This is a genomic window from Micromonospora sp. NPDC047644, assembly GCF_040704315.1.
GTDB lineage: Bacteria > Actinomycetota > Actinomycetes > Mycobacteriales > Micromonosporaceae > Micromonospora.
This window is the reverse complement of sequence record NZ_JBEYSY010000016.1, coordinates 51,380-71,155: the sequence shown is the minus strand read 5'-3', so window position 1 is coordinate 71,155 and position 19,776 is coordinate 51,380. Positions and strand designations below refer to the sequence as shown.

Annotated in this window: 20 protein-coding genes; 8 read left to right on the top strand and 12 right to left on the bottom strand. The window is 70.2% G+C overall.

Going from position 1 to position 19,776, the window contains the following annotated elements; all coding sequences use genetic code 11:
• The first annotated feature begins 66 nt into the window (after positions 1–66).
• Entirely contained in the window at positions 67–828 is a 762-nt protein-coding gene (locus AB0877_RS25260) for an SDR family oxidoreductase (RefSeq protein ID WP_366611943.1), read from the top strand.
• Between the two features lie 72 nt (positions 829–900).
• Complete coding sequence (gene ppk2 / locus AB0877_RS25255) at positions 901–1,812, top strand: polyphosphate kinase 2 (protein ID WP_366611942.1); 912 nt, start codon at positions 901–903, stop codon at positions 1,810–1,812.
• A gap of 3 nt (positions 1,813–1,815) precedes the next feature.
• Here ppk2 and AB0877_RS25250 read toward each other — a convergent pair whose 3' ends face one another.
• The 3 genes from AB0877_RS25250 to hrcA form a co-directional block, all read right to left on the bottom strand.
• Complete coding sequence (locus AB0877_RS25250; RefSeq protein ID WP_366611941.1) at positions 1,816–2,550, bottom strand: 16S rRNA (uracil(1498)-N(3))-methyltransferase; 735 nt, start codon at positions 2,548–2,550, stop codon at positions 1,816–1,818.
• A gap of 1 nt (position 2,551) precedes the next feature.
• Positions 2,552–3,697 (bottom strand): molecular chaperone DnaJ, encoded by a 1,146-nt coding sequence (dnaJ, locus tag AB0877_RS25245; protein WP_366612036.1) that lies wholly within the window; start codon positions 3,695–3,697, stop codon positions 2,552–2,554.
• A 75-nt stretch (positions 3,698–3,772) separates the two neighbouring features.
• Positions 3,773–4,795 (bottom strand): heat-inducible transcriptional repressor HrcA, encoded by a 1,023-nt coding sequence (gene hrcA / locus AB0877_RS25240; RefSeq protein ID WP_354946410.1) that lies wholly within the window; start codon positions 4,793–4,795, stop codon positions 3,773–3,775.
• A 225-nt stretch (positions 4,796–5,020) separates the two neighbouring features.
• Here hrcA and AB0877_RS25235 point away from each other — a divergent pair, with 225 nt between their 5' ends.
• The gene (locus AB0877_RS25235) at positions 5,021–5,647 is read left to right on the top strand and encodes a DUF4870 domain-containing protein (RefSeq protein ID WP_366611940.1); all 627 of its coding nucleotides are present in this window, start codon (positions 5,021–5,023) and stop codon (positions 5,645–5,647) included.
• Positions 5,648–5,710: 63 nt separating this feature from the next.
• Here the strand turns inward: AB0877_RS25235 and hemW are convergent, their stop codons facing one another.
• The gene (gene hemW, locus AB0877_RS25230) at positions 5,711–6,934 is read right to left on the bottom strand and encodes a radical SAM family heme chaperone HemW (protein ID WP_366611939.1); all 1,224 of its coding nucleotides are present in this window, start codon (positions 6,932–6,934) and stop codon (positions 5,711–5,713) included.
• A gap of 19 nt (positions 6,935–6,953) precedes the next feature.
• Between hemW and AB0877_RS25225 the strand changes: the two genes are divergently transcribed.
• The gene (locus tag AB0877_RS25225; RefSeq protein ID WP_366611938.1) at positions 6,954–7,751 is read left to right on the top strand and encodes an enoyl-CoA hydratase-related protein; all 798 of its coding nucleotides are present in this window, start codon (positions 6,954–6,956) and stop codon (positions 7,749–7,751) included.
• A gap of 56 nt (positions 7,752–7,807) precedes the next feature.
• Here the strand turns inward: AB0877_RS25225 and AB0877_RS25220 are convergent, their stop codons facing one another.
• Complete coding sequence (locus AB0877_RS25220) at positions 7,808–8,572, bottom strand: SDR family NAD(P)-dependent oxidoreductase (RefSeq protein ID WP_366611936.1); 765 nt, start codon at positions 8,570–8,572, stop codon at positions 7,808–7,810.
• Between the two features lie 314 nt (positions 8,573–8,886).
• Between AB0877_RS25220 and AB0877_RS25215 the strand changes: the two genes are divergently transcribed.
• Together AB0877_RS25215 and AB0877_RS25210 are read left to right on the top strand one after the other, a co-directional pair.
• Positions 8,887–9,747 carry a hypothetical protein gene (locus tag AB0877_RS25215; RefSeq protein ID WP_366611935.1) on the top strand — a complete coding sequence of 287 codons (861 nt, stop codon included), beginning with the start codon at positions 8,887–8,889 and terminating at the stop codon, positions 9,745–9,747.
• Between the two features lie 221 nt (positions 9,748–9,968).
• Complete coding sequence (locus AB0877_RS25210) at positions 9,969–10,871, top strand: phytanoyl-CoA dioxygenase family protein (protein WP_091409805.1); 903 nt, start codon at positions 9,969–9,971, stop codon at positions 10,869–10,871.
• Positions 10,872–10,963: 92 nt separating this feature from the next.
• On the opposite strand, the gene AB0877_RS25205 is transcribed toward AB0877_RS25210, so the two are convergent.
• Entirely contained in the window at positions 10,964–11,605 is a 642-nt protein-coding gene (locus AB0877_RS25205; RefSeq protein WP_366611933.1) for an MOSC domain-containing protein, read from the bottom strand.
• Between the two features lie 135 nt (positions 11,606–11,740).
• On the opposite strand from AB0877_RS25205, the gene AB0877_RS25200 reads away from it, so the two are divergent.
• Both AB0877_RS25200 and AB0877_RS25195 read left to right on the top strand, forming a co-directional pair.
• Positions 11,741–12,220, top strand: a complete 480-nt coding sequence (locus AB0877_RS25200) for a hypothetical protein (protein ID WP_366611932.1) — start codon at positions 11,741–11,743, stop codon at positions 12,218–12,220.
• Positions 12,217–12,531, top strand: coding sequence for a transcriptional regulator (locus AB0877_RS25195; protein ID WP_366611930.1), 315 nt, complete (start codon positions 12,217–12,219; stop codon positions 12,529–12,531). The genes AB0877_RS25200 and AB0877_RS25195 overlap by 4 nt, the downstream gene beginning before the upstream one ends.
• A gap of 34 nt (positions 12,532–12,565) precedes the next feature.
• On the opposite strand, the gene AB0877_RS25190 is transcribed toward AB0877_RS25195, so the two are convergent.
• From AB0877_RS25190 to lepA, 6 genes are all read right to left on the bottom strand, one after another.
• On the bottom strand, positions 12,566–13,396 hold the full coding sequence (locus AB0877_RS25190) for a carbohydrate ABC transporter permease (protein ID WP_238678492.1): 831 nt from the start codon (positions 13,394–13,396) through the stop codon (positions 12,566–12,568).
• A complete protein-coding gene (locus tag AB0877_RS25185; protein WP_366611928.1) occupies positions 13,393–14,379 on the bottom strand; it encodes a sugar ABC transporter permease in 987 nt (328 codons plus the stop codon). Before AB0877_RS25185 ends, AB0877_RS25190 begins: the two co-directional genes overlap by 4 nt.
• Positions 14,376–15,662 (bottom strand): sugar ABC transporter substrate-binding protein, encoded by a 1,287-nt coding sequence (locus AB0877_RS25180; RefSeq protein WP_366611926.1) that lies wholly within the window; start codon positions 15,660–15,662, stop codon positions 14,376–14,378. Before AB0877_RS25180 ends, AB0877_RS25185 begins: the two co-directional genes overlap by 4 nt.
• A gap of 251 nt (positions 15,663–15,913) precedes the next feature.
• Positions 15,914–16,198: a GlsB/YeaQ/YmgE family stress response membrane protein gene (locus AB0877_RS25175; protein WP_357357297.1), complete on the bottom strand. Its 285-nt coding sequence runs from the start codon at positions 16,196–16,198 to the stop codon at positions 15,914–15,916.
• 887 nt (positions 16,199–17,085) lie between these two features.
• Positions 17,086–17,370: a GlsB/YeaQ/YmgE family stress response membrane protein gene (locus AB0877_RS25170; RefSeq protein ID WP_366611924.1), complete on the bottom strand. Its 285-nt coding sequence runs from the start codon at positions 17,368–17,370 to the stop codon at positions 17,086–17,088.
• A gap of 486 nt (positions 17,371–17,856) precedes the next feature.
• Positions 17,857–19,734: a translation elongation factor 4 gene (gene lepA / locus AB0877_RS25165; RefSeq protein WP_366611923.1), complete on the bottom strand. Its 1,878-nt coding sequence runs from the start codon at positions 19,732–19,734 to the stop codon at positions 17,857–17,859.
• Positions 19,735–19,776: the final 42 nt, after the last annotated feature.

Here is a 19,776-nt window from a genome sequence, read left to right as displayed (position 1 = left end):
CGCTCCGGCGCGGCGACCGCCACCAGCCTGCTCGCGGGCAAGGCTCGCTGAGGCAGGATGACCGGCATGACGGATCGGGCGGTACTCGTGACCGGGGCCTCGCGCGGGATCGGCCGCGCGGTGGCGGAGGCGTTCGCGGCCGGCGGCGACCGGGTGGCCATCCACCACCGCGACTCCGCCGACGCGGCCGAGGAGCTGCGCGCGCAGCTGCCGGGCACCGGGCACGTGGTGGTCCGCGCCGACCTCACCGATCCGGACGCGGTCCGGGTCATGGTCGACCGGGCCGCCGACCTGCTCGGCGGGTTGGACGTGCTGGTCAACAACGCCGGGACGTACGGCGACCGCGACGACCCGCACCCGATCTTCGGCGCCTCGTACGAGGAGTGGCAGCAGCGCTGGCGGCAGGTGGTGGAGACCAACCTGACCGGCGCCGGCAACGCCATCTGGTGCGCTGCCCAGCACATGCGCGGACGCGGCGGGCGGATCGTCAACGTCTCGTCCCGTGGCGCGTTCCGCGGTGAGCCGCACCAGCCGGCGTACGGGGCCAGCAAGGCGGGGCTCAACGCGCTGGGCCAGTCCCTCGCCGTGGCGCTGGCGCCCTACGGCATCACGATCGCCACCGTCGCGCCGGGCTTCGTGGCGACGGACATGGTCACCGAGTACCTGCACGGCGAGCAGGGGGCGGCGATCCGGGCGCAGAGCCCGTTCGACCGGGTGGGCCGACCGGAGGAGATCGCCGCCGCCGTGCACTGGCTCGCCTCACCGCAGGCCGAGTGGGCCTCCGGCACGATCGTCGATCTCAACGGCGCTTCCTACCTGCGCAGCTGAGGTCCACCCCGTCCGCAGATCACCCGACCGGGGAGGTGGTTGGCGGTTCGCGGGAGGGTAAGTCCCACCGACATGGCCGACTCCGCGCTGCTGGACCTCACCGCCGACTACCGGGTGGCCAATGGCCACGACGACGACCCTGTCCTGCTCCGCCCCGACGGCACCCCCGTCGAGACCTGGCGCGAGGACTACCCGTACGACGAGCGGCTGGACCGCGACGAGTACGACCGTGACAAGCGGCTGCTCCAGATCGAGCTGCTGAAACTCCAAGACTGGATCAAGGAGTCCGGTGAGCGTTTGGTGATCCTCTTCGAGGGTCGGGACGCGGCCGGCAAGGGCGGCACCATCAAACGCTTCATGGAGCACCTCAACCCGCGTGGCGCGTCGGTGGTGGCGCTCGCCAAGCCGGACGAGCGGGAAGCCGCCCAGTGGTACTTCCAACGTTGGCTGGCACACCTGCCGGCGGCCGGCGAGATCGTGCTGTTCGACCGTTCCTGGTACAACAGGGCCGGCGTGGAGCGGGTGATGGGCTTCTGCAGCCGCAAGGAGTACCTGGAGTTCCTGCGGCAGGCCCCGGAGCTGGAACGGATGCTGGTGCGCTCGGGCATCCGGCTGGTCAAGTTCTGGTTCTCCGTCTCCCAGAACGAGCAGCGCACCCGGTTCGCGATCCGCCAGGTCGACCCGGTCAGGCAGTGGAAGCTGTCCCCGATGGACATCGCCTCACTCGACCGGTGGGACGACTACACCGAGGCCAAGGAGGCGATGTTCTTCTGGACCGACACGGCCGACGCGCCGTGGACGGTGGTGAAGAGCAACGACAAGAAGCGGGCCCGGCTCGAGGCGATGCGGCACGTGCTGAACCGCTTCGACTACGCCGGCAAGGACCCCGCGGTGGTCGGCACACCGGACCCGCAGATCATCGGAAACGCCGGGCTGGACCTGGGGCCGGAGGAAGAGGTCGTACCGGTGTTCCCGAGGCCCTGACGGTCACCAGCGGCCGAGGCGGGCGGCGAGCACGCTGAGCGCCGCCACCCCGGCGGTGGAGGTGCGCAGCACGGCCGGTCCGAGGCGTACGGGCCGCCCGCCGGCCTCGACGAACGCGGTCAACTCGGCCGGGGCGATGCCACCTTCCGGGCCGATCACCAGCACGATCTCGCCGATGGAGGGCAGCTCGGCGGTGGTGAGCCGGTCGTCGGCCTCCTCGTGCAGCACGAACCCGGCGGCGGCACCGGCGATCCGACGGGCGACGGTGACGGTGGACTCGTCCGGCGCGCCGGCCACCACCGGCAGCCACGGCCGGCGGGCCTGCTTGGCCGCCTCCCGGGCGGTGGTCACCCACTTCTCCCGGGCGCGTACGCCCCGGTCGCCGCGCCACTGGGTCACCGAACGCGACGCCGCCCAGGGCACGATCTCGTCCACCCCGACCTCGGTCATCGCCTGCACGGCCAGCTCACCCCGGTCGCCCTTGGCGATGCCCTGCACCGTCACCAGTCGGGGTACGGGCGCGTCCGCGTACCCCCGGGAGGTGACGGTGACCTCCAGGGTGCCCCGGCCGACGGCCGTGACCACGGCGGCGGCCGTGCCACCCCGGCCGTCGGCGAGCAGCAACTCCTCGCCGACGCGCAACCGCTGCACGGTGGCGGCGTGGTGCCCCTCCGGGCCGTCCAGGGTCAGCGCGTCGCCGGTGGGCAGCGCCTCCACCAGGAACAGCGGTGCGGACACCTCAGGCGTGCCCGTTGAACGCGTCGCGCATCCGGGAGAAGAAGCCGCCCTGCTTGGACAGCTCGGCGACCTCCTCGCCCCGGGTCTTGGCGAAGTCGCGCAGCATCTTCTCCTGGTCCGGGTCGAGCTTGGTCGGCGTCCGCACGTCCAGGTGGACGTAGAGGTCGCCCCGGCCGGTGCCGCGCAGGTGCGGCACGCCCCGGGCGCGCAGTCGCAGGGTGCTGGCCGGCTGCGTGCCGGCCTTGACGTCGACGGTCTCCTCGCTGTCCAGCGTCTTGATGGTCAGCCGGGTGCCCAGCGCCGCAGCGGTCATCGGCACCGTGACCCGGCAGTGCAGGTCGTCGCCCTTGCGGGAGTACACGTCGTGCGGACGCTCGTGGATCTCCACGTAGAGGTCGCCGGCGGTGCCGCCGCCGGGGCCCACCTCGCCCTGCTGGGCCAGCCGGATCCGCATGCCGTCCTCGACCCCGGCCGGGATCTTGACGGTCAGCGAACGGCGGGTCCGCACCCGGCCGTCGCCGGCGCAGGTGGGGCAGGGGTGCGGGACGGTGGTGCCGTAGCCCTGGCACACGGTGCACGGCCGGGCGGAGACCACCTGGCCGAGGAAGGTGCGCTGCACCGACTGCACCTCGCCCCGACCACCACACGCCTCGCAGGTCGCCAGGTGCGTGCCGGCGGCGGTGCCGGCACCGGAGCAGGTGGTGCAGAGCACAGCGGTGTCGACGGTGATCGGGGCCTCCACGCCGAAGGCCGTCTCGTGCAGGTCGAGTTCGAGCCGCAGGATCGCGTCGGCCCCCGGGCGGGTACGCGGCCGTGGGCCACGGGCACCACCTCCGGCACCGCCGAAGAACGCGTCCATGATGTCCTGGAAACCGACGAACGGGCCGGCACCTCCGGGGCCACCCGGGCCGCCGGCGCCGCCGCCACCGGGGGCGAGCGGGTCACCACCCAGGTCGACGATCTGCCGCTTCCGGTCGTCCGAGAGGACCTCGTACGCGGCGTTGATGTCCTTGAACTTCTCCTGAGCCTCCGGGTCCGGATTGACGTCCGGGTGGAACTGGCGCGCCAGCTTGCGGTAGGCGCGCTTGATCTCGTCATCGGAGGCTTCCCGGCTCACACCGAGAATGCCGTAGTAGTCCCTGGCCACTGCGTTCCGTGTCCTCATGTTCGTCTCGCGTTGCGCCGGTCGGCGGCCGCAGCCGGCCGCGTCGGCCCTGACCAATCAGTTTTGGGCCAGCAACTCGCCCACGTAGCGTGCCACGGCGCGCACCGTGGCGATGTTGCCGGGGTAGTCCATCCGGGTGGGCCCCAGCACCCCCAGGCCGCCCAGGATGGTGGTGCCCGGGCCGTACCCGGTGCTGACCACCGAGGCGGCTCGCAGGTTGTCGAACTCGTTCTCGTCGCCGATCAGCACCCGGGTCGTGCTCGGCTCGGTCTCACCGATGAGCTTGAGCAGCACGACCTCCTCCTCCAGAGCTTCGAGGATCGGCCGCAGGGAGCCCTGGAAGTCGAGCAGGCCGCCGCGGGTGAGGTTCGCGGTGCCGGCGAGCGCGATCCGCTCCTCGTGCCGCTCGACGAGCGTCTCCAGCAGGACGGTGGCGAGCGTGGTCATGGTCGGACGCAGGCCGGTCGGCGCTTCCTCGACCAGCGCCTGCACCAGTGGGGGCGTCTCGGACAGCCGGGCGTTGGCGAGCTTCTCGTTGATCAGTCGGCGCAGGTCGGTGACGTCGTCGGCGGGCACCGGGCCGGGCAGCTCCACGAGTCGCTGCTCCACCCGCCCGGTGTCGGCGATCATGACGAGCATCAACCGGGTGGTGGAGATCGGCACCAGCTCCAGGTGACGCACCGAGGAGCGGGCCAGCGACGGGTACTGCACGACGGCGACCTGTCGGGTCAGTTGGGCGAGCAACCGCACCGTGCGGTGCACCACGTCGTCGAGGTCGACCGCGCCGACCAGGAAACGCTCGATGGCCCGGCGTTCGGCCGGGCTGAGCGGCTTGACCCGGGACAACCGGTCGACGAAGAGGCGGTAGCCGCGGTCGGTGGGCACCCGGCCGGCACTGGTGTGCGGCTGCCGGATGTAGCCCTCCTCCTCCAGCACGGCCATGTCGTTGCGGACCGTGGCCGGGGAGACCCCGAGCTGGTGCCGCTCGACCAGCGCCTTGCTGCCGACCGGCTCCTGGGTGGAGACGTAGTCTTCGACGATGGCGCGGAGCACGGCGAGTTTCCGGTCGTCGAGACCCATCCTCCGCACCTCCTGTCGCACGTCGGCCGCCGGCGCTCCGGGCCGGCCGGGCCGTCCTGGCACTCGACTGTAACGAGTGCCAGTCTACGTCGGCGGGCCCGCCGACGCGATGATCAACGGACACCCTTCGGTGCGGCCCACGACACCCCGTCGAGCCGAACGGCCCGCACGACGAGGCGAAGTCGCTCTGGTGCGGCGTTGCCACCGGCACCTACCGTGACATCCATGACTGAACCTCCTCGCCCTCCCGGGTCGGGCGACCCCGGCAACTACCCGCCGGAGCCCACCTCCCCCGGGCCGTACCCGTCGGCCGAGCCGCCCACCGCACCACTGTCCGGGGCGCCCGGCCCGGCCGGCTATCCCCCGGCCGGTGGCTATCCGCCGCCCACCGGTGACCAACCGCCGTCAGGCGGCTACCCTCCGGCAGGCGGCTATCCCCCGCCGGGGGGCTATCCCCCGCCCGGCGGCTACCCGGCCGGTGGGGCCTACGGCGGCCCCGGCGGTGGCTACGCCAACAACGAGGACAAGACCTGGTCGCTGGTCGCGCACTTCGGCGGCGCGCTCGGCGCGCTGGTCAGCTTCGGTCCGCTGGGCTTCGTCGCACCGCTGGTCGCCTACCTGGCCCGCGGCCAGCAGTCGCCGACCGTCCGGGCGCACGCCCTGGCCGCCCTGAACTTCCAGATCCTCTGGTCGATCATCGCGTTCGTGCTGCTCTTCGTGAGCTGGTGCCTGCTCTTCCTGCCCAGCATCGCCGTCGTGGTGATCCAGATCCTGTTCGGGATCATCGCCGGCATCAAAGCCAACGAGGGCACCCCGTACCGCTACCCGATGACCGCCAACTTCATCAAGTGAACCGGGCCGGCCGCTCCCCCGGCCGGCCCGATTCACCGCCGTCCCGGTCGGGTGGCGGGCCGCTCAGGGCAGCAGATCGCGGACGACCGCGTCGGCGAGCAGCCGCCCCCGCAGGGTGAGCACCGCCCGGCCGGCGGCGTACTGGTCGGCTGCCAGCAGGCCGCCGGCCAGGGCCCGCTCGGCGCCGGCCCGCCCGGCCGCGTCGAGCACCTCCAGCGGGAGACCGCTGGCCAACCGCAGCCGGAGCATCACGTCCTCCATGTGCGCCTCGTCGACGGTGAGCACCTCCCGGGCCAGGCCGGGAGACTCCCCGGCGGCCAACCGCTTGGCGTACGCCGAGGGGTGCTTCACGTTCCACCAGCGGACCCCGCCGACGTGGCTGTGCGCCCCCGGCCCCAGCCCCCACCAGTCCGCGCCGGTCCAGTAGAGCAGGTTGTGCCGGCAGCGGGCCTCCTCGGTGCGGGCCCAGTTGGAGACCTCGTACCAGGAGAGCCCGGCCGCGTCGAGCGCGGCCTCCGCGGCCAGGTAGCGGTCCGCGGCCACGTCGTCACTGGGGTACGCCAGCTCGCCGCGCCGCATCCGGGCGGCGAGCCGGGTGCCGTCCTCGACGATCAGGGCGTACGCGCTGACGTGGTCCGCCCCGGCGGCGACGACCTGCTCCAGCGAGGCGGCGAAGTCCTCGGGCCGCTCCCCCGGGGTGCCGTAGATCAGGTCCAGGTTGACGTGCTCGAACCCGGCGTCGCGCGCCTCCAGGGCGGCGGCGGTGGCCCGGCCGGCGCTGTGCTTGCGATCGAGGATCGCCAGGACCCCCGGGGAGGCGGACTGCATGCCCAGCGAGATCCGGGTGTAGCCGGCGGCCCGCAGCAGCTTCAACGATTCCGGGGTGACCGATTCGGGGTTGGCCTCGGTGGTCACCTCGGCGTCGGCGGCCAGCCCCCAGGTGCTGTCGATGCCGTCGAGGATGCGGGCCAGGTCGTCGGCGGGGAGCAGGGTGGGCGTGCCGCCGCCGACGAAGACGGTGTCGACCCGGGGCGGCGGAGTGTCGCCGAGCACCCGGGCGGCGAGCCTCAGCTCGGCCAGCACCGTGTCCGCGTACCCCTCGCGGCTCGCGCCGCCGCCCAGCTCGGCGGCGGTGTAGGTGTTGAAGTCGCAGTATCCGCAGCGACTGGCGCAGAACGGCACGTGCACGTACACGCCGAAGCCGCGCGCGCCGACCGCCTCGGTGGCGGTGGCGGGCAACGATCCGTCGACGGGGACGGTCTCACCATCTGGAAGGACGCCGGGCATGGCCACTAGTGTGCCCGGCATGACCTCTCCCGACGTCCTCGTGCGGGTCGCCACGGCCCGTGGGGTGACCACCCTCACCCTCGACAGCCCGCACAACCGCAACGCCCTCTCCACCGCCCTGATGACCCAGTTGCTGGTCGGGCTGGCGGATGCGGTCGCCGACGAGGCGGTGCGAGTGATCGTGCTCGACCACACCGGCCCGGTGTTCTGCTCCGGCGCGGACCTGAAGGAGACCGCCGCGGCGTACGCCAGCGGGACGGTGCCGGCCGGAATGCTGGGTGACGTGCTGGCGGCGCTCTGGGAGTGCCCGAAGCCGGTGCTGGCCCGGGTCGGCGGGCCGGCGCGGGCCGGCGGGCTGGGCCTGATCGCCGCCGCCGACCTGGCGGTCTGCGCCGACGAGGCGACCTTCGCGTTCACCGAGGTCCGCATCGGGGTGATCCCGGCGGTGATCTCGGCGACCGTGCTGCCCCGGCTGCACCCGCGCGCCGCCGCCGAGCTGTACCTGACCGGGGACACCTTCGACGGCCGCCGGGCCGCCGAGGTCGGCCTGGTGACGGCCTCCGTCCCGGCGGACGGGTTGGACGACGCGGTACGGGGCTACTGCGACTCACTGGTGCGCGGCGCGCCCGGTGCGCTGGCCGGCGCGAAGGAGCTGCTGCGGCGACCGGGCACCGCCGAATTGCGGGCCGATCTGGCCCGGCTCTCCGCCGTCTCGACGGGCTACTTCCTCTCCGACGAGGGGCGCGAGGGGGTCTCCGCGTTCCGTGAACGTCGGCCGGCCCGCTGGGTGCCCGCCCTGGACGGCGACAGGCCCTAGGGCGCCGCCTTCGGTTGGCGACGCCCCGGTCTCCGGTCCGGTCAGCGGGGTTCGGGTCACCAGGCGGTCGCGCCGCCGTCGACCGGGTAGTTCGCCCCGGTGATGTACGACGCCCGGTCGGACGCGAGGAAGACCACCAGCTCGACGACCTCCTCGGGGCGCGCGAAGCGCTTGAGCAGCGTCTTGGCCGTGATCGCGTCGCGGGCCTCCTGGTTGTCACCGAGGTCGCGTTCGCTGGCCGGGGTGAGGGTCGGCCCGGGGCTGATCGCCACCGCGCGGATGCCGTGCGGCGCGCCTTCGAGGGCGAGCTGTCGCGTCATGCCGATGATGCCGGCGTTCGCGGCGGTGTGGCCGACCATCGGCGGGACGTGGCCGCCGATCATCCCGGCCATGGAGGCGGCGCTGATGATGACGCCACCACCGCGCTGGACCAGGTGCGGCCAGGCGAACTTCGACACGAAGTACGGAATGTCGAGTTCTCCGGTGATGGTGTAGCGCCAGTCCTGCACGGAGAAGTCGGGCATCGGGCCGAAGCGCAGCGCGGCGGCGTTGTTGTAGACCACGTCGAGCCCGCCATAGGCGGCCGCAGCGTCGTCGACGAGCTTGCGTACCTGCTCGGGGTCGGTGAGGTCGACCGGCGCGATGCCGGTCATCTCGCCGCCCGCGCGCCGGACGAGTTCGACGGTTTCGTCGTTACCGGCGACCTGGAGGTCGGCCCCGACGACCTTCGCGCCCTCTCGGGCGAAGGTCAGCGCCGCGACGCGGCCCAGGCCCCCGCCGGTGCCAGTGATCAGCACGACCTTGCCATCGAGCGTTCCCATGGAACTCCTCCTTGTCTGGGTGACCAACGCGCCCGGCTTCGCGGCGGTAGGTCGGATTGACATGTCAAATGAGTTAAGCCCTTGACCGGTCAATCGCTTCCCGATAGCGCGTACCCGGTGACGCGCCCGACAGCCCTGCGCGTCGCAACGGCGTGGCAGGTGAGATCGCGACCGGAGCGGGAACGTCGCCAACCGGTACGCGGCAGCGGAGCCGGCCCCGAACCGGTCGGAGCCGGCCAAGCCGGGCCCGAACCGCTCGGACGACCCGGAAGGGGCCTGCGGGGACGTACGCTTGTCGGACTGTCGATCTGGGGGTGTGGGTGCGAACTCGGGCAACCGTGGCGGGTGGAGTGGTGCTCATCCTCGTCGCCGTGATCGCGATGTGGCTCGTGGTACGACAGGTCGGCGACAACCTCAGGTTGCCGCTGGTGGCACGCAAGTGCACGGTGCAGGCCGACGGACGTGTCGCGCTGGACGCCGACCAGATGGCCAACGCGGCGACCATCGCGGCGATCGGCGCGAAGCGCGGAATGCCCGAGCGGGCCGTCGTGGTCGCGCTCGCCACCGCGTACCAGGAGTCCGGGCTGCGCAACCTCGCCGACGGCGACCGCGACTCGGTCGGCCTGTTCCAGCAGCGGCCGAGCCAGGGCTGGGGCACCCCCGCACAGATCCGCGACCCTCGGTACGCGGCGAACCGGTTCTACGCGGCCCTCAAGAAGGTGCGTGGCTGGGAGAAGATGCGCGTCACCGACGCCGCCCAGCGGGTGCAGCGCTCGGCGTTCCCTGAGGCGTACCAGAAGTGGGCCGACGACTCCGAGGTGCTCAGCCGGGCCCTGCTCGGCGACGCCAGCGGCGCGGTCGCCTGCACGGTGGGGCGCACCCCGGCGATGCACGGTGCGGAAGCGGTCGCGCAGTTGACCCGCAACCTGGTGCTGGACTGGGGGCTCAAGGGCACCGACCCGACCGACCAGACCGGGTTGGCGGTGACTCCGGGCGACCAGCGCGACGGCTGGCGGTACGCGCACTGGCTGGTCTCGCACGCTCAGGACCACGGCGTGAAGCGGGTCCGCTTCGGCGACCTGGAGTGGACCGCCCGCGGCGGCTCGTGGGGCCGGGTGGACACGAAACAGAACCCGGCCGGCCAGGTGGTCGCCGAGGTGTTCAACGAGGGTTGACCGACCCGGATCTCTTAACCGGCAGTCACCGCACAATCGGGCAATGCAGGCTCAACCGCACTATTGATCACGCAAATCTCACTCTGTGCGTTTCTCTCGCTGCATGGGGTCCCGCCGTGGCCCAATCCCGCACCACGCCCTCCCCGACGCCTGGACCGCCGCGTTACGATCGGCGGCCTGTGCCAGAAAAGGTTTCACCTCATGGGGAGGGGTACGACGCGGTGTTCGATTACGGCGACCGGACCGGTTACGAACCGATCAGCGACACTGACCGCAAGGAGTTCCACGAGCAGGGCTTCCTCCTGCTGCGCAACGTCCTGACGGAGGACCACCGGGCGGCGCTGGAGGCGGCTGTCGACCGCGTCTACGCGGAGGAGCAGGCCAAGGGCACCACCAAGAAGGACGGCACCCTGCACCTGCTGGGCTTCCTGGAGCGTGACGAGCTCTTCGGTGAGCTGCTGACCCACCCGATCGCCTTCCCGTACATGTGGGGGCTGGCCGGCTGGAACATCTACACGCACCACAACCACCTGGACGTCACCCCGCCGGCCGCCGAGCCGGAGAAGCCGTACTGGGGTTGGCACCAGGACGGGTACCGGCAGAACTCCGACCCGGAGACGATGGACCCGAACCTGCCTCGGCCGATGTTCTCGCTGAAGGTCGCGTACGTGCTGTCGGACCTCTCCGAGACCGGCCGTGGCGCCACCAAGGTCATCCCGGGTAGCCACCTGAAGAACTCGCTGCCCCGGCCGGCGGACCTGACCGTGCAGAACCCCGACCCGGAGGGCACGGTGGAGATCACCGCCAACCCGGGCGACGCCTTCATCTTCGACCGCCGGCAGTGGCACTCGCGGTCGACGAACCTGTCGACCATCACCCGCAAGATGCTCTTCGTCGGCTACACCTACCGGTGGATCCGTCCGCTGGACGAGCTGCACCCCGACGTGAACGGCGAGTGGTACCGCAACCGCACTCCGGTGCAGCGCCAGCTGATCGGTGAGGGCACCCACACCGCCAACTACTGGGGCATCAACTGGGACGGGTACGTCGACGACGAGATCCCGCTGCGCAAGGAGCTCAAGGAGCGCGGTCTGCTCGACCGCAACATCCCCTGGCTCCGCTGACGTGATGCGGAAGGGCCCCTTGTCACGCGGGTAGCGATGACAGGGGGCCCTTTCCGTACGTCGAGGACGACGGTCGGCGGCGGCCGGGTCGGCTAGCCCCGGGCGGCGAGACGTCGCCGGGCCTTCTCCCGGATCGGCTCCGGCAGCTCCTCGGCGTCGAGCAACCGAGGCAGCAACTCCGGCTCCAGGCTGGTCGCCCGGAACACCTCGCCGATGGTCACGCCGTGCGCCGGCCGGTCCACCACCTCGACCGGGTCGCCCGCGCCGACCTCTCCCTCGTGCAGCACCCGCAGGTAGGCCCCGGGCGACGCCCGGACGGTGAACCGCTTGATCAGATCCGGTACGCCCCAGAACCCCGCGAAGGTGGTGCAGGGGGTGCGCGGCTTGGTGACCTGGAGCACGGCAGACCCGACCTGCCACCGCTCACCGATCACCGCGCCGGTGAGGTCGACCGCGTACGTCGTCAGGTTCTCACCGAAGCCTCCGGGCCCGATCTCCCGCCCCAGCTCGGTCGCCCACCACGCGGCGTCCTCCTCCGCGTAGGCGTAGACCGCCTGGTCGGGACCTCCGTGATGGGCCCGCTCGCCGATGAAGTCGCCGCTGAGGCCGCCGGTGAGCACCGACACCGGGCCGTCCACCGGCCGCTTGTCGATGCCGCTGCGACCGCTCGCGTCGCCGGCCCACCCCGCCTCGGTCACGATGCCGAGGTTCACCGCTGCCACCCTGCCCGTCATGGCGACCAGCCTAACGGCGCGTCGAAGCCGGGAGGGGTCACCTCTCGGCGGAAAAAGAAAGTACTTTCCTGTCAGGCAAGTGTTGTGCTCTACTTGCCTGACAGGAAAGTACTCGCCTTCCTCTCAGGAGCAGTCATGACCGAGCCTGGCATCACTCCAGCGTCAGCCGCCGACGCGCTCGCCGAGATCCACGCCCGCCGCGACCAGGTGGTCAGCACCTCCCTTGTTCCGCACTGGTACTGGCCCGCGTTGGGCGGGCTCATAGTCGCCTTCACCGCAGCCGTGGAGACTGACCGGCCGTGGGTGGTCGCGGCGGGCTCGGTGGCGTACGCGATCGGTCTGGCCGCTGTCGTGGGCCGAGTCGTGGTGCGGCATCGCGCCCAGGTCCACAGCAGCCTCATCGGCGCACACGGCGCGATCATCATCGCCGCCTACGTGTCCGTCCTGGTCGCGCTCAGCATCAGCACCGGCTTCGCCGCCGAAGCAGCCGGCCTGGCCTGGCCCGCGACGACCGGCGCGATCACCGCAGCCGGCGCAATGACCGCCACCGGGCCGCCCCTGATGCGTTACCTTCGCCAGGTGATGATCACTCGACCGCTCGGCGGCGGCCAGTGAGCCTTTCCCGATTCGACGAACTGATCCACGCGCCGACGCGACTGTCCCTGGTGAGCCTGCTCGCGGCCACCGAGTGGGCGGAGTTCCGCTACCTGCGGGAGCAGATCGGGCTGTCCGACTCGGCGCTGTCCAAGCAGCTCAGCACGCTGGAGCAGGCCGGGTACGTCGAGATCCGCAAGAGCTTCGTGGGCAAGCGCCCGCGCACCTCGGTGGCCCTGAGCAGTGCCGGTCGGGCAGCGTTCGACGGGCACGTGGCGGCGTTACAGCACATCGTCGCCCGGTCGGGGCTCACCGTCCTGCCCGGGGACTGACCACCGGCCCCGGCAGTCGTCCGCGGCCGGCGGGTCAGCCCTTGACGGCGCCGGCGACCAGGCCGGAGACCATCCTGCGTTGCACCAGCAGGAAGAAGATGATGACCGGCAGGGTGAACAGGGTGGACGCCGCCATCACCGGCCCCCAGTTGGTGTCGTCCCGACCGAAGAAGAAGGTCATCGCCACCGGCAGGGTGTAGCTGCCCTGGTCGTTGATGAACGTCAACGCGAAGATCAGCTCGTTCCACGCGGTGATGAAGGAGAAGATGCTGGTCGCCACCAGGCCGGGCGCGACCAGCGGAAAGAGCACCCGGCGGAAGATCTGGGCCCGGCTGGCCCCGTCGATCGCCGCCGCCTCCTCCAGTTCCTTCGGCACCGCGGCGACGAAGCCGCGCAGCATCCAGACCGCGAACGGCAGCGAGAATCCGAGATACGTGAGGATCAGGCTGGGCAGGGTGTTGTAGAGCCCGAGCCGCTGGATCATCAGGAACAGCGGGATGACCAGCGCTTCCAGCGGGATCATCTGCACCACCAGCAGCATGATGAGGAAGCTGGTCCGCAGCTTGAAGCGGAACCGGGCCACCGCGGTCGCGGCGAGCAACGCCACCAGGCCGCTGAGCACCACAGTGGAGACGGCGACCAGCGCGCTGTTGAGGAAGAAGTCCAGGAAGCTGACGCCGGGGATCAGGTTGCCGGTCAGGATCTCCCGGTAGTGCGCCAACGTCGGATGGGTCGGCACCGGTTGCGGGGTGGCCGAGAAGATCTCGTTGCTCGGCTTCAGCGAGGTGGAGATCATCCAGTAGACCGGGAACGCCGCGAAGAGCGCGACCAGCAGCCCGGCGCCGTTGAGGGCGATTTTCTTCACGACTCGTCCTCCTGCCTGAGCACCATCCGCACGTAGAAGCCGGTGACCACGAGCAGGATCAGCGTGAGGATCACCGCGATGGCAGCGCCGAGCCCGTACTTGGGCGGCGGGGAGAAGGCTTCGGCGTACGAGTAGATGGCGAGCATGAACGTCGGCCGGTCCTGGGTGCCGCCGGCCAGCACGAACTGCTGGGTGAAGACCTTGAAGTCCCAGATGGTGGAGAGCACGATCAGGATCCCGAAGACCGGCCGCAGCAGCGGGAACGTGATCTTCCAGAAGACCCGCCACGGGCTGGCGCCGTCCACCCGGGCCGCCTCGTGCAACTCGCTCGGCACGCTCTTGAGACCGGCCAGCACACTCACCGCGATGAACGGGAACGAGTGCCAGACCACCACCAGGGTGAGGATGGCGAAGAACAGCAGCGGCGAGTTGAACCAGCCGTAGCCGGTCCAGTCGCTGCGCCCGAACAGGCCGGTCGAGAGCCCGTCCGGCAACGCGTTGAACAGCCACGTGACCAGGCCGCTCGTGTCGTCGAAGATCCATTTCCAGACGATGGTGCCGGTCAGCGCCGGCGTGGCCCAGGCGAGCATCACGCAACTGGCCACGAACGTCGCCATCTTTCGACCGAGCCGGTTGAGCAGCAACCCCACCAGGGTGCCGAGCACCATGGTGAGCAGCACGTTCGCCGCGGCGAACAGAACCGTGTTGCGCAGCACTGTCAGGAAGAACGGGTCGGAGAGGATGTCGGCGTAGTTGCCGAGCCCCACCCACGGCCACTCCCGATCGCCGCGCAGTTGCCGGACGCTGTTCAGCCGGTAGAAGGACATCCCCACCACCTGGCCGAGCGGCCAGAGCAGCAGCACTCCGATGATCAGCAGGGCGGGCAGGAGCAGCAGATAGGGCAGGCGGTCCACCCGGCGACGCCGCCGCGCGGGGGTCTCCCGCGCGGCGGACGTCTCCGGCACCTCGGTCAGCGTGGTCACTTGGCGTTGAGGATGCTTTCCATCTCAGCGGCCGCGTCGGCGGTAGCCTTCTCGACCGTCTTCTGACCCTTCATGACCGAGCTGTTCATCGCCTGGGTCACCGTCTTCGTCCGGCTGACCTCCACCCACTTCGGAGTGAGCGGCGTGAGCTTGGTGTTCTGCATCGTGGTGGCGAACGACGCCATCACCTTGTCGTTCGCGTACGCGCCACCGGAGACCAGATCCTGATAGACCGGGAAGAAGCCGAGGCTGCTGGCGAAGCTCTGCGCGTTCTTCTTGTTCAGCAGCACGGTCAGGTAGTCCCAGGCCAGGTCCTGCCGCTCGCTGTCCTTCCAGATCGCCACGTCCGAGCCGCCCGCGAAACCGGGTGCCGCCTTGCCGTCCGGGCCGGGGATCGGGAACGTACCCCAGACCTTCTCGATCTCGGGGTTGTCCTTCTTGATGGCGCCCTGCTGCCAGCTACCGGCGAAGGCCATCGCGGCCTTGCCGGTGGCGAACTGGGTACGCGCGTCGATCTCGTTCCAACCCGCCGCCGCGGGCGGGGCGACCTTGTGCACCGTCACCAGATCGGTCCAGTACTTGACGGCCCGCTGCGCCTCGGGGGTGGTGTAACCGGACTTCCAGGTGCCGCCCTGGTTGCTGGCGATCTCGCCGCCGGCACCCCAGAGGAAGGAGTAGAAGGGCAGTTCGGAGTTGCCGGGCAGGGCGATGCCGTAGGTGCCCTTCTTCTTCGCCTGCACCGCCTTGGCAACGGTGACCAGGTCGTCCCAGGTCTTCGGGGGCTGCACGCCGGCCTCGGCGAACCAGTCGGTGCGGTAGTAGATCGCGCGCACACCCGCGTACCAGGGCACGCCGTACTGCTTGCCGTCGAGCTGCGCGTTGCGCACCAGGTCGGGCAGCAGATCCTTGCCGTCGGCCCAGCCACCCATCCGACCACTCACGTCGGCGAGCGCCTCCTGGGCGGCCCAACCCTGAGTCTCGGTGTTGCCCAGCTCGGTGATGTCCGGTCCCTCACCGCCGGCGAGCGCCGCCTGGAACTTCTTGGGCGCCTCCAGCCAGGGGATGTACTGCACGACCACATCGGTGTCGGGGTGCTTCTGGCGGAACTCGGCCTCGACCCCGTCGAGGAAGGAGTTCTGCGCGTCCCCGCCCTCACCCATCATCCAGACCGTGAGCTTGCTGTCGTCGGCTGCGTCGTCGCCGGAGCCTCCACAGCCGGTCAGCACCATCGCGGCCGAGGCCACCATGGCGGTGACCGGGGCCAGCCGCTTCCACCTGTTCACGCCACTTCTCCCCTCGCGCCGCCTGGAACTAACCTTCTCCGCCGCACCCTAGTACGGAGAATTCCTTTACGACAGTGGGCGGGACTGGCCGAAGCGTGGCGACCGTACCGCAGCGGCTCGACGACGGGCACTCCCACATCCGGCCAAAGTCGGTCCTTTCAGCACGAAAGAGCGCCCGGCTCTCGGCCGGGCGCTCTTTCCAGTCGTACTGTCCTACTGGTGGTGCTGTGTCGCCAGATGATGCCAGGTCGTTACCGGGTCACGCGGCGGCGGCCACCCACACCGGCCACCAGCGCGACAGCGATCGCGGCAACCACGACCTGCACCAGCAGCTCGCCCCAGTCGACACCGCTCGTCTCGGTCGCGATGCCGATGGCCCGCGCCAGGACGGTGCCCAGCAGCGCGGCGCCGATACCGATCAGCAGGTGCAGCCAGATCGGCATGTTCTGCTTGCCCGGAACGACCAGGCGGCCGAGCGCGCCGACGATGAGACCAACAACGATCGCAGTGATGATGCCCCACACGGTGAGCTCCACGGCCACCCTCCTTCAAGAATGTCTGACACACGGTTCGTGTGCTTCCTGTCGTGACCGTTAATTGCCCTACCCACCAAAATTCCAAACCGACTACACGGCCCAAACGATCACGACTTGATGAACAACGGCACGACACCCCCCACCCCCCACCCCGCGCCCCCGCGCCCCGCGCCCACGCCCGCCCGCGCCCGCGCCCGCGCCCGCGCTGATCTTGCACTTTCGGTGGTCGATAGGAGTGGGGTGACCGGAATGTCGCAGCAGAAACTGCAAGATCGGCGGGTTGGAGGGCTCCGTGACTCCGCGGTACTGCTTCAACGGCGTCTCGCGCCGGTGCGCCCGTCCTGTATCGCACCCAAGATCGTGCTACATCCTGGTTGTAGTGGCATCGCGGCCAGGTGGAAGCCACTACAACCAGGATCGAGCACGGTCTTGGCGCTAGACGGGGCACCCGGACTCGGCGGGCCAGGACACGGGCGCCGGACAGAGGCGCAGGACGTGGCGCCGGACAAAGGAAGCAGGACGTGGCGCCGAAAAAAAGCGCAGGACGTGGCGCCGGACAGAGCCGTGGGACGCGGCGCGGGTGGGCTGGACGACGCTGCGGCCTAAGGCCTGTTTCATAAGAACCGGCCTGCGCCGGGCCCGGACGACGACCGGCGGCGTTGCGGTTGCGTCCGGGTACCGGTGTTGTATCCGGACGAAACCACGCCTTGCCGGATCGCCGCCCGGACACCGCCTCGGCTCGACCGCCCCCATGAAAGAGGCCTTAGTCGGACGCAGCTATTCGCTGGATCAGATCCCCGTCGATCGAGTCTTGATGCACCGAGGGGCGCCCGACCTGATGGCCGAGCGCCCCTCGAAAGTTGTTGCGGTAGTACGAGTTGCTGGTGTTACCGGGTCACGCGGCGGCGGCCACCCACACCGGCCACCAGCGCGACAGCGATCGCGGCAACCACGACCTGCACCAGCAGCTCGCCCCAGTCGACACCGCTCGTCTCCGTCGCGATACCGATGGCCCGCGCCAGGACGGTGCCCAGCAGCGCGGCGCCGATACCGATCAGCATGTGCAGCCAGATCGGCATGTTCTGCTTGCCCGGGACGACCAGGCGGCCGAGCGCGCCGACGATGAGACCAACAACGATCGCAGTGATGATGCCCCACACGGTGAACTCCACGGTCGCCCTCCTTCAAAAGAATGTCTGACACACGAGGTGTGTGCTTCCTGTCGTGACCGCTAAGTGCCCGACCCACCGAAAGCCCAAACCGACTCACCTCAATAGACAGCGCCAGTCGTCAATGCTTCGGAGGTGCGTCGGTTGATGGGGCGCGTGTCCACACAGGTAGGAGCCCATCTTCTCGGCCCCCCGGGGCCACGGCAGAGATTGAAAAAAATCCGCACGGCGGCCACACGTACCGCACCGCAGCGCTGGGCGGCCGGCAGACACGGCGGCCCACCGAGGTCAGAACGGGCGAGCACACCCTCGCGAAACACGACGCACCCGGGCGAGCACACCCTCGCGAAACGCGACGCGCCCGGGCGCGGACGGCACCCGGGCGAGCACACCCTCGCGCCCGGGTGCGGACGGCATCCGGGCGAGCACACAGCGAAAACGCGACGCGCCCGGGTGCGGACGGCATCCGGGCGCGTACGGCGGCGCGAACTACTTCTTGCCGGCGGCCTTGCCGTCGCCGGAGTCGGAGGAGAGGGCGGCGATGAAGGCCTCCTGCGGCACCTCGACCCGGCCGACCATCTTCATCCGCTTCTTGCCTTCCTTCTGCTTCTCCAGCAGCTTGCGCTTACGGCTGATGTCGCCGCCGTAGCACTTGGCGAGCACGTCCTTGCGGATCGCCCGGATGGTCTCCCGGGCGATGACCCGGCTGCCGATGGCCGCCTGGATCGGCACCTCGAACTGTTGGCGCGGGATCAGGGTGCGCAGCTTGGCGGCGATGGTGACGCCGTAGTTGTACGCCTTGTCCTTGTGCACGATGGCACTGAACGCGTCCACCGGCTCGCCGTGCAGCAGGATGTCCACCTTCACCAGCTCGGACGCCTGCTCGCCGGAGGGCTCGTAGTCGAGTGAGGCGTAGCCCTTGGTACGGCTCTTCAACTGGTCGAAGAAGTCGTAGATGATCTCCGCGAGGGGCAGCGTGTAGCGCAGCTCCACCCGGTCGGCGGAGAGGTAGTCCATGCCGAGCAGGGTGCCGCGCCGGCCCTGGCAGAGCTCCATGACCGCGCCCACGTAGTCGTTCGGCGTCAGCACGGTGGCCCGCACCACCGGCTCGTACACCTCGGCGATCTTGCCGGTGGGGTATTCGCTCGGGTTGGTGACGACGATCTCCGCGCCGTCGTCGGTGATCGCCCGGTAGACGACGTTGGGCGCGGTGGAGATCAGGTCGAGGTTGTACTCGCGCTCCAGCCGCTCCCGGATGATCTCCAGGTGGAGCAGGCCGAGGAAGCCGCAGCGGAAGCCGAAGCCGAGCGCACCCGAGGTCTCCGGCTCGTAGTCGAGGGCGGCGTCGTTGAGCTTGAGCTTGTCCAGCGCCTCGCGCAGGTTGGGGTAGTCGGACCCGTCGATCGGGTAGAGGCCGGAGTAGACCATCGGCTTCGGGTCCTTGTAGCCACCCAACGGCTCGGCGGCCGGCCGGCCGTTGATGGTGACGGTGTCGCCGACCCGGGACTGCCGGACATCCTTCACACCGGTGATCAGGTAGCCGACCTCGCCGACGCCGAGCGCCTCGGCCTTGACCATCTCGGGTGAGATGACACCGATCTCCAGCAGCTCGTGCACCGCGCCGGTGGACATCATCTTGATCCGGTCGCGGGCGCTGATCCGGCCGTCGATGACCCGGACGTACGTGACGACGCCGCGGTAGACGTCGTACACCGAATCGAAGATCATGGCCCGGGCGGGCGACTCGGCCTCACCGACCGGCGGCACGAACTGCCGGACGATCTCGTCGAGCAGGTGTGGTACGCCCTCGCCGGTCTTACCGGAGACCCGGATGCAGTCGGCGGGGTCGCCGCCGATCAGGTGGGCCAACTCCTCGGCGTACTTCTCGGGCTGCGCGGCCGGCAGGTCGATCTTGTTGAGCACCGGGATGATGCGCAGGTCGTTCTCGAGAGCCAGGTAGAGGTTGGCCAGGGTCTGCGCCTCGATGCCCTGCGCGGCGTCGACCAGCAGCACGGCACCCTCACAGGCGGCCAACGACCGGGACACCTCGTAGGTGAAGTCCACGTGCCCCGGGGTGTCGATCATGTTGAGCACCGCCTGCTCACCAGCCCGCTCACCCTCGCGGATGGTCCACGGCATGCGGACGGCCTGGCTCTTGATGGTGATGCCGCGCTCGCGCTCGATGTCCATGCGGTCCAGGTACTGCGCGCGCATCTGCCGCGGGTCGACCACGCCGGTGAGCTGCAACATCCGGTCGGCCAGGGTCGACTTCCCGTGGTCGATGTGGGCGATGATGCCGAAGTTCCGGATGCGACCGGGGTCGGTGGCACCAGGGGCGTTCGCGCCGGGATCGAGCTTCGGTGGCACAGCGGTCCGTTCTGGTCGGCTGACGTGAACAGGCCGGCGCGT

Excerpts from the sequence above, each read along its gene's own strand:
- ppk2 (WP_366611942.1), top strand. The coding sequence starts at position 901 with ATGGCCGACTCCGCGCTGCTGGACCTCACCGCCGACTACCGGGTGGCC.
- AB0877_RS25220 (WP_366611936.1), bottom strand. The coding sequence starts at position 8,572 with ATGGGAACGCTCGATGGCAAGGTCGTGCTGATCACTGGCACCGGCGGG.
- hemW (WP_366611939.1), bottom strand. The coding sequence starts at position 6,934 with ATGCCCGGCGTCCTTCCAGATGGTGAGACCGTCCCCGTCGACGGATCG.
- AB0877_RS25225 (WP_366611938.1), top strand. The coding sequence starts at position 6,954 with ATGACCTCTCCCGACGTCCTCGTGCGGGTCGCCACGGCCCGTGGGGTG.
- AB0877_RS25235 (WP_366611940.1), top strand. The coding sequence starts at position 5,021 with ATGACTGAACCTCCTCGCCCTCCCGGGTCGGGCGACCCCGGCAACTAC.
- hrcA (WP_354946410.1), bottom strand. The coding sequence starts at position 4,795 with ATGGGTCTCGACGACCGGAAACTCGCCGTGCTCCGCGCCATCGTCGAA.
- AB0877_RS25200 (WP_366611932.1), top strand. The coding sequence starts at position 11,741 with ATGACCGAGCCTGGCATCACTCCAGCGTCAGCCGCCGACGCGCTCGCC.
- AB0877_RS25260 (WP_366611943.1), top strand. The coding sequence starts at position 67 with ATGACGGATCGGGCGGTACTCGTGACCGGGGCCTCGCGCGGGATCGGC.
- AB0877_RS25205 (WP_366611933.1), bottom strand. The coding sequence starts at position 11,605 with ATGACGGGCAGGGTGGCAGCGGTGAACCTCGGCATCGTGACCGAGGCG.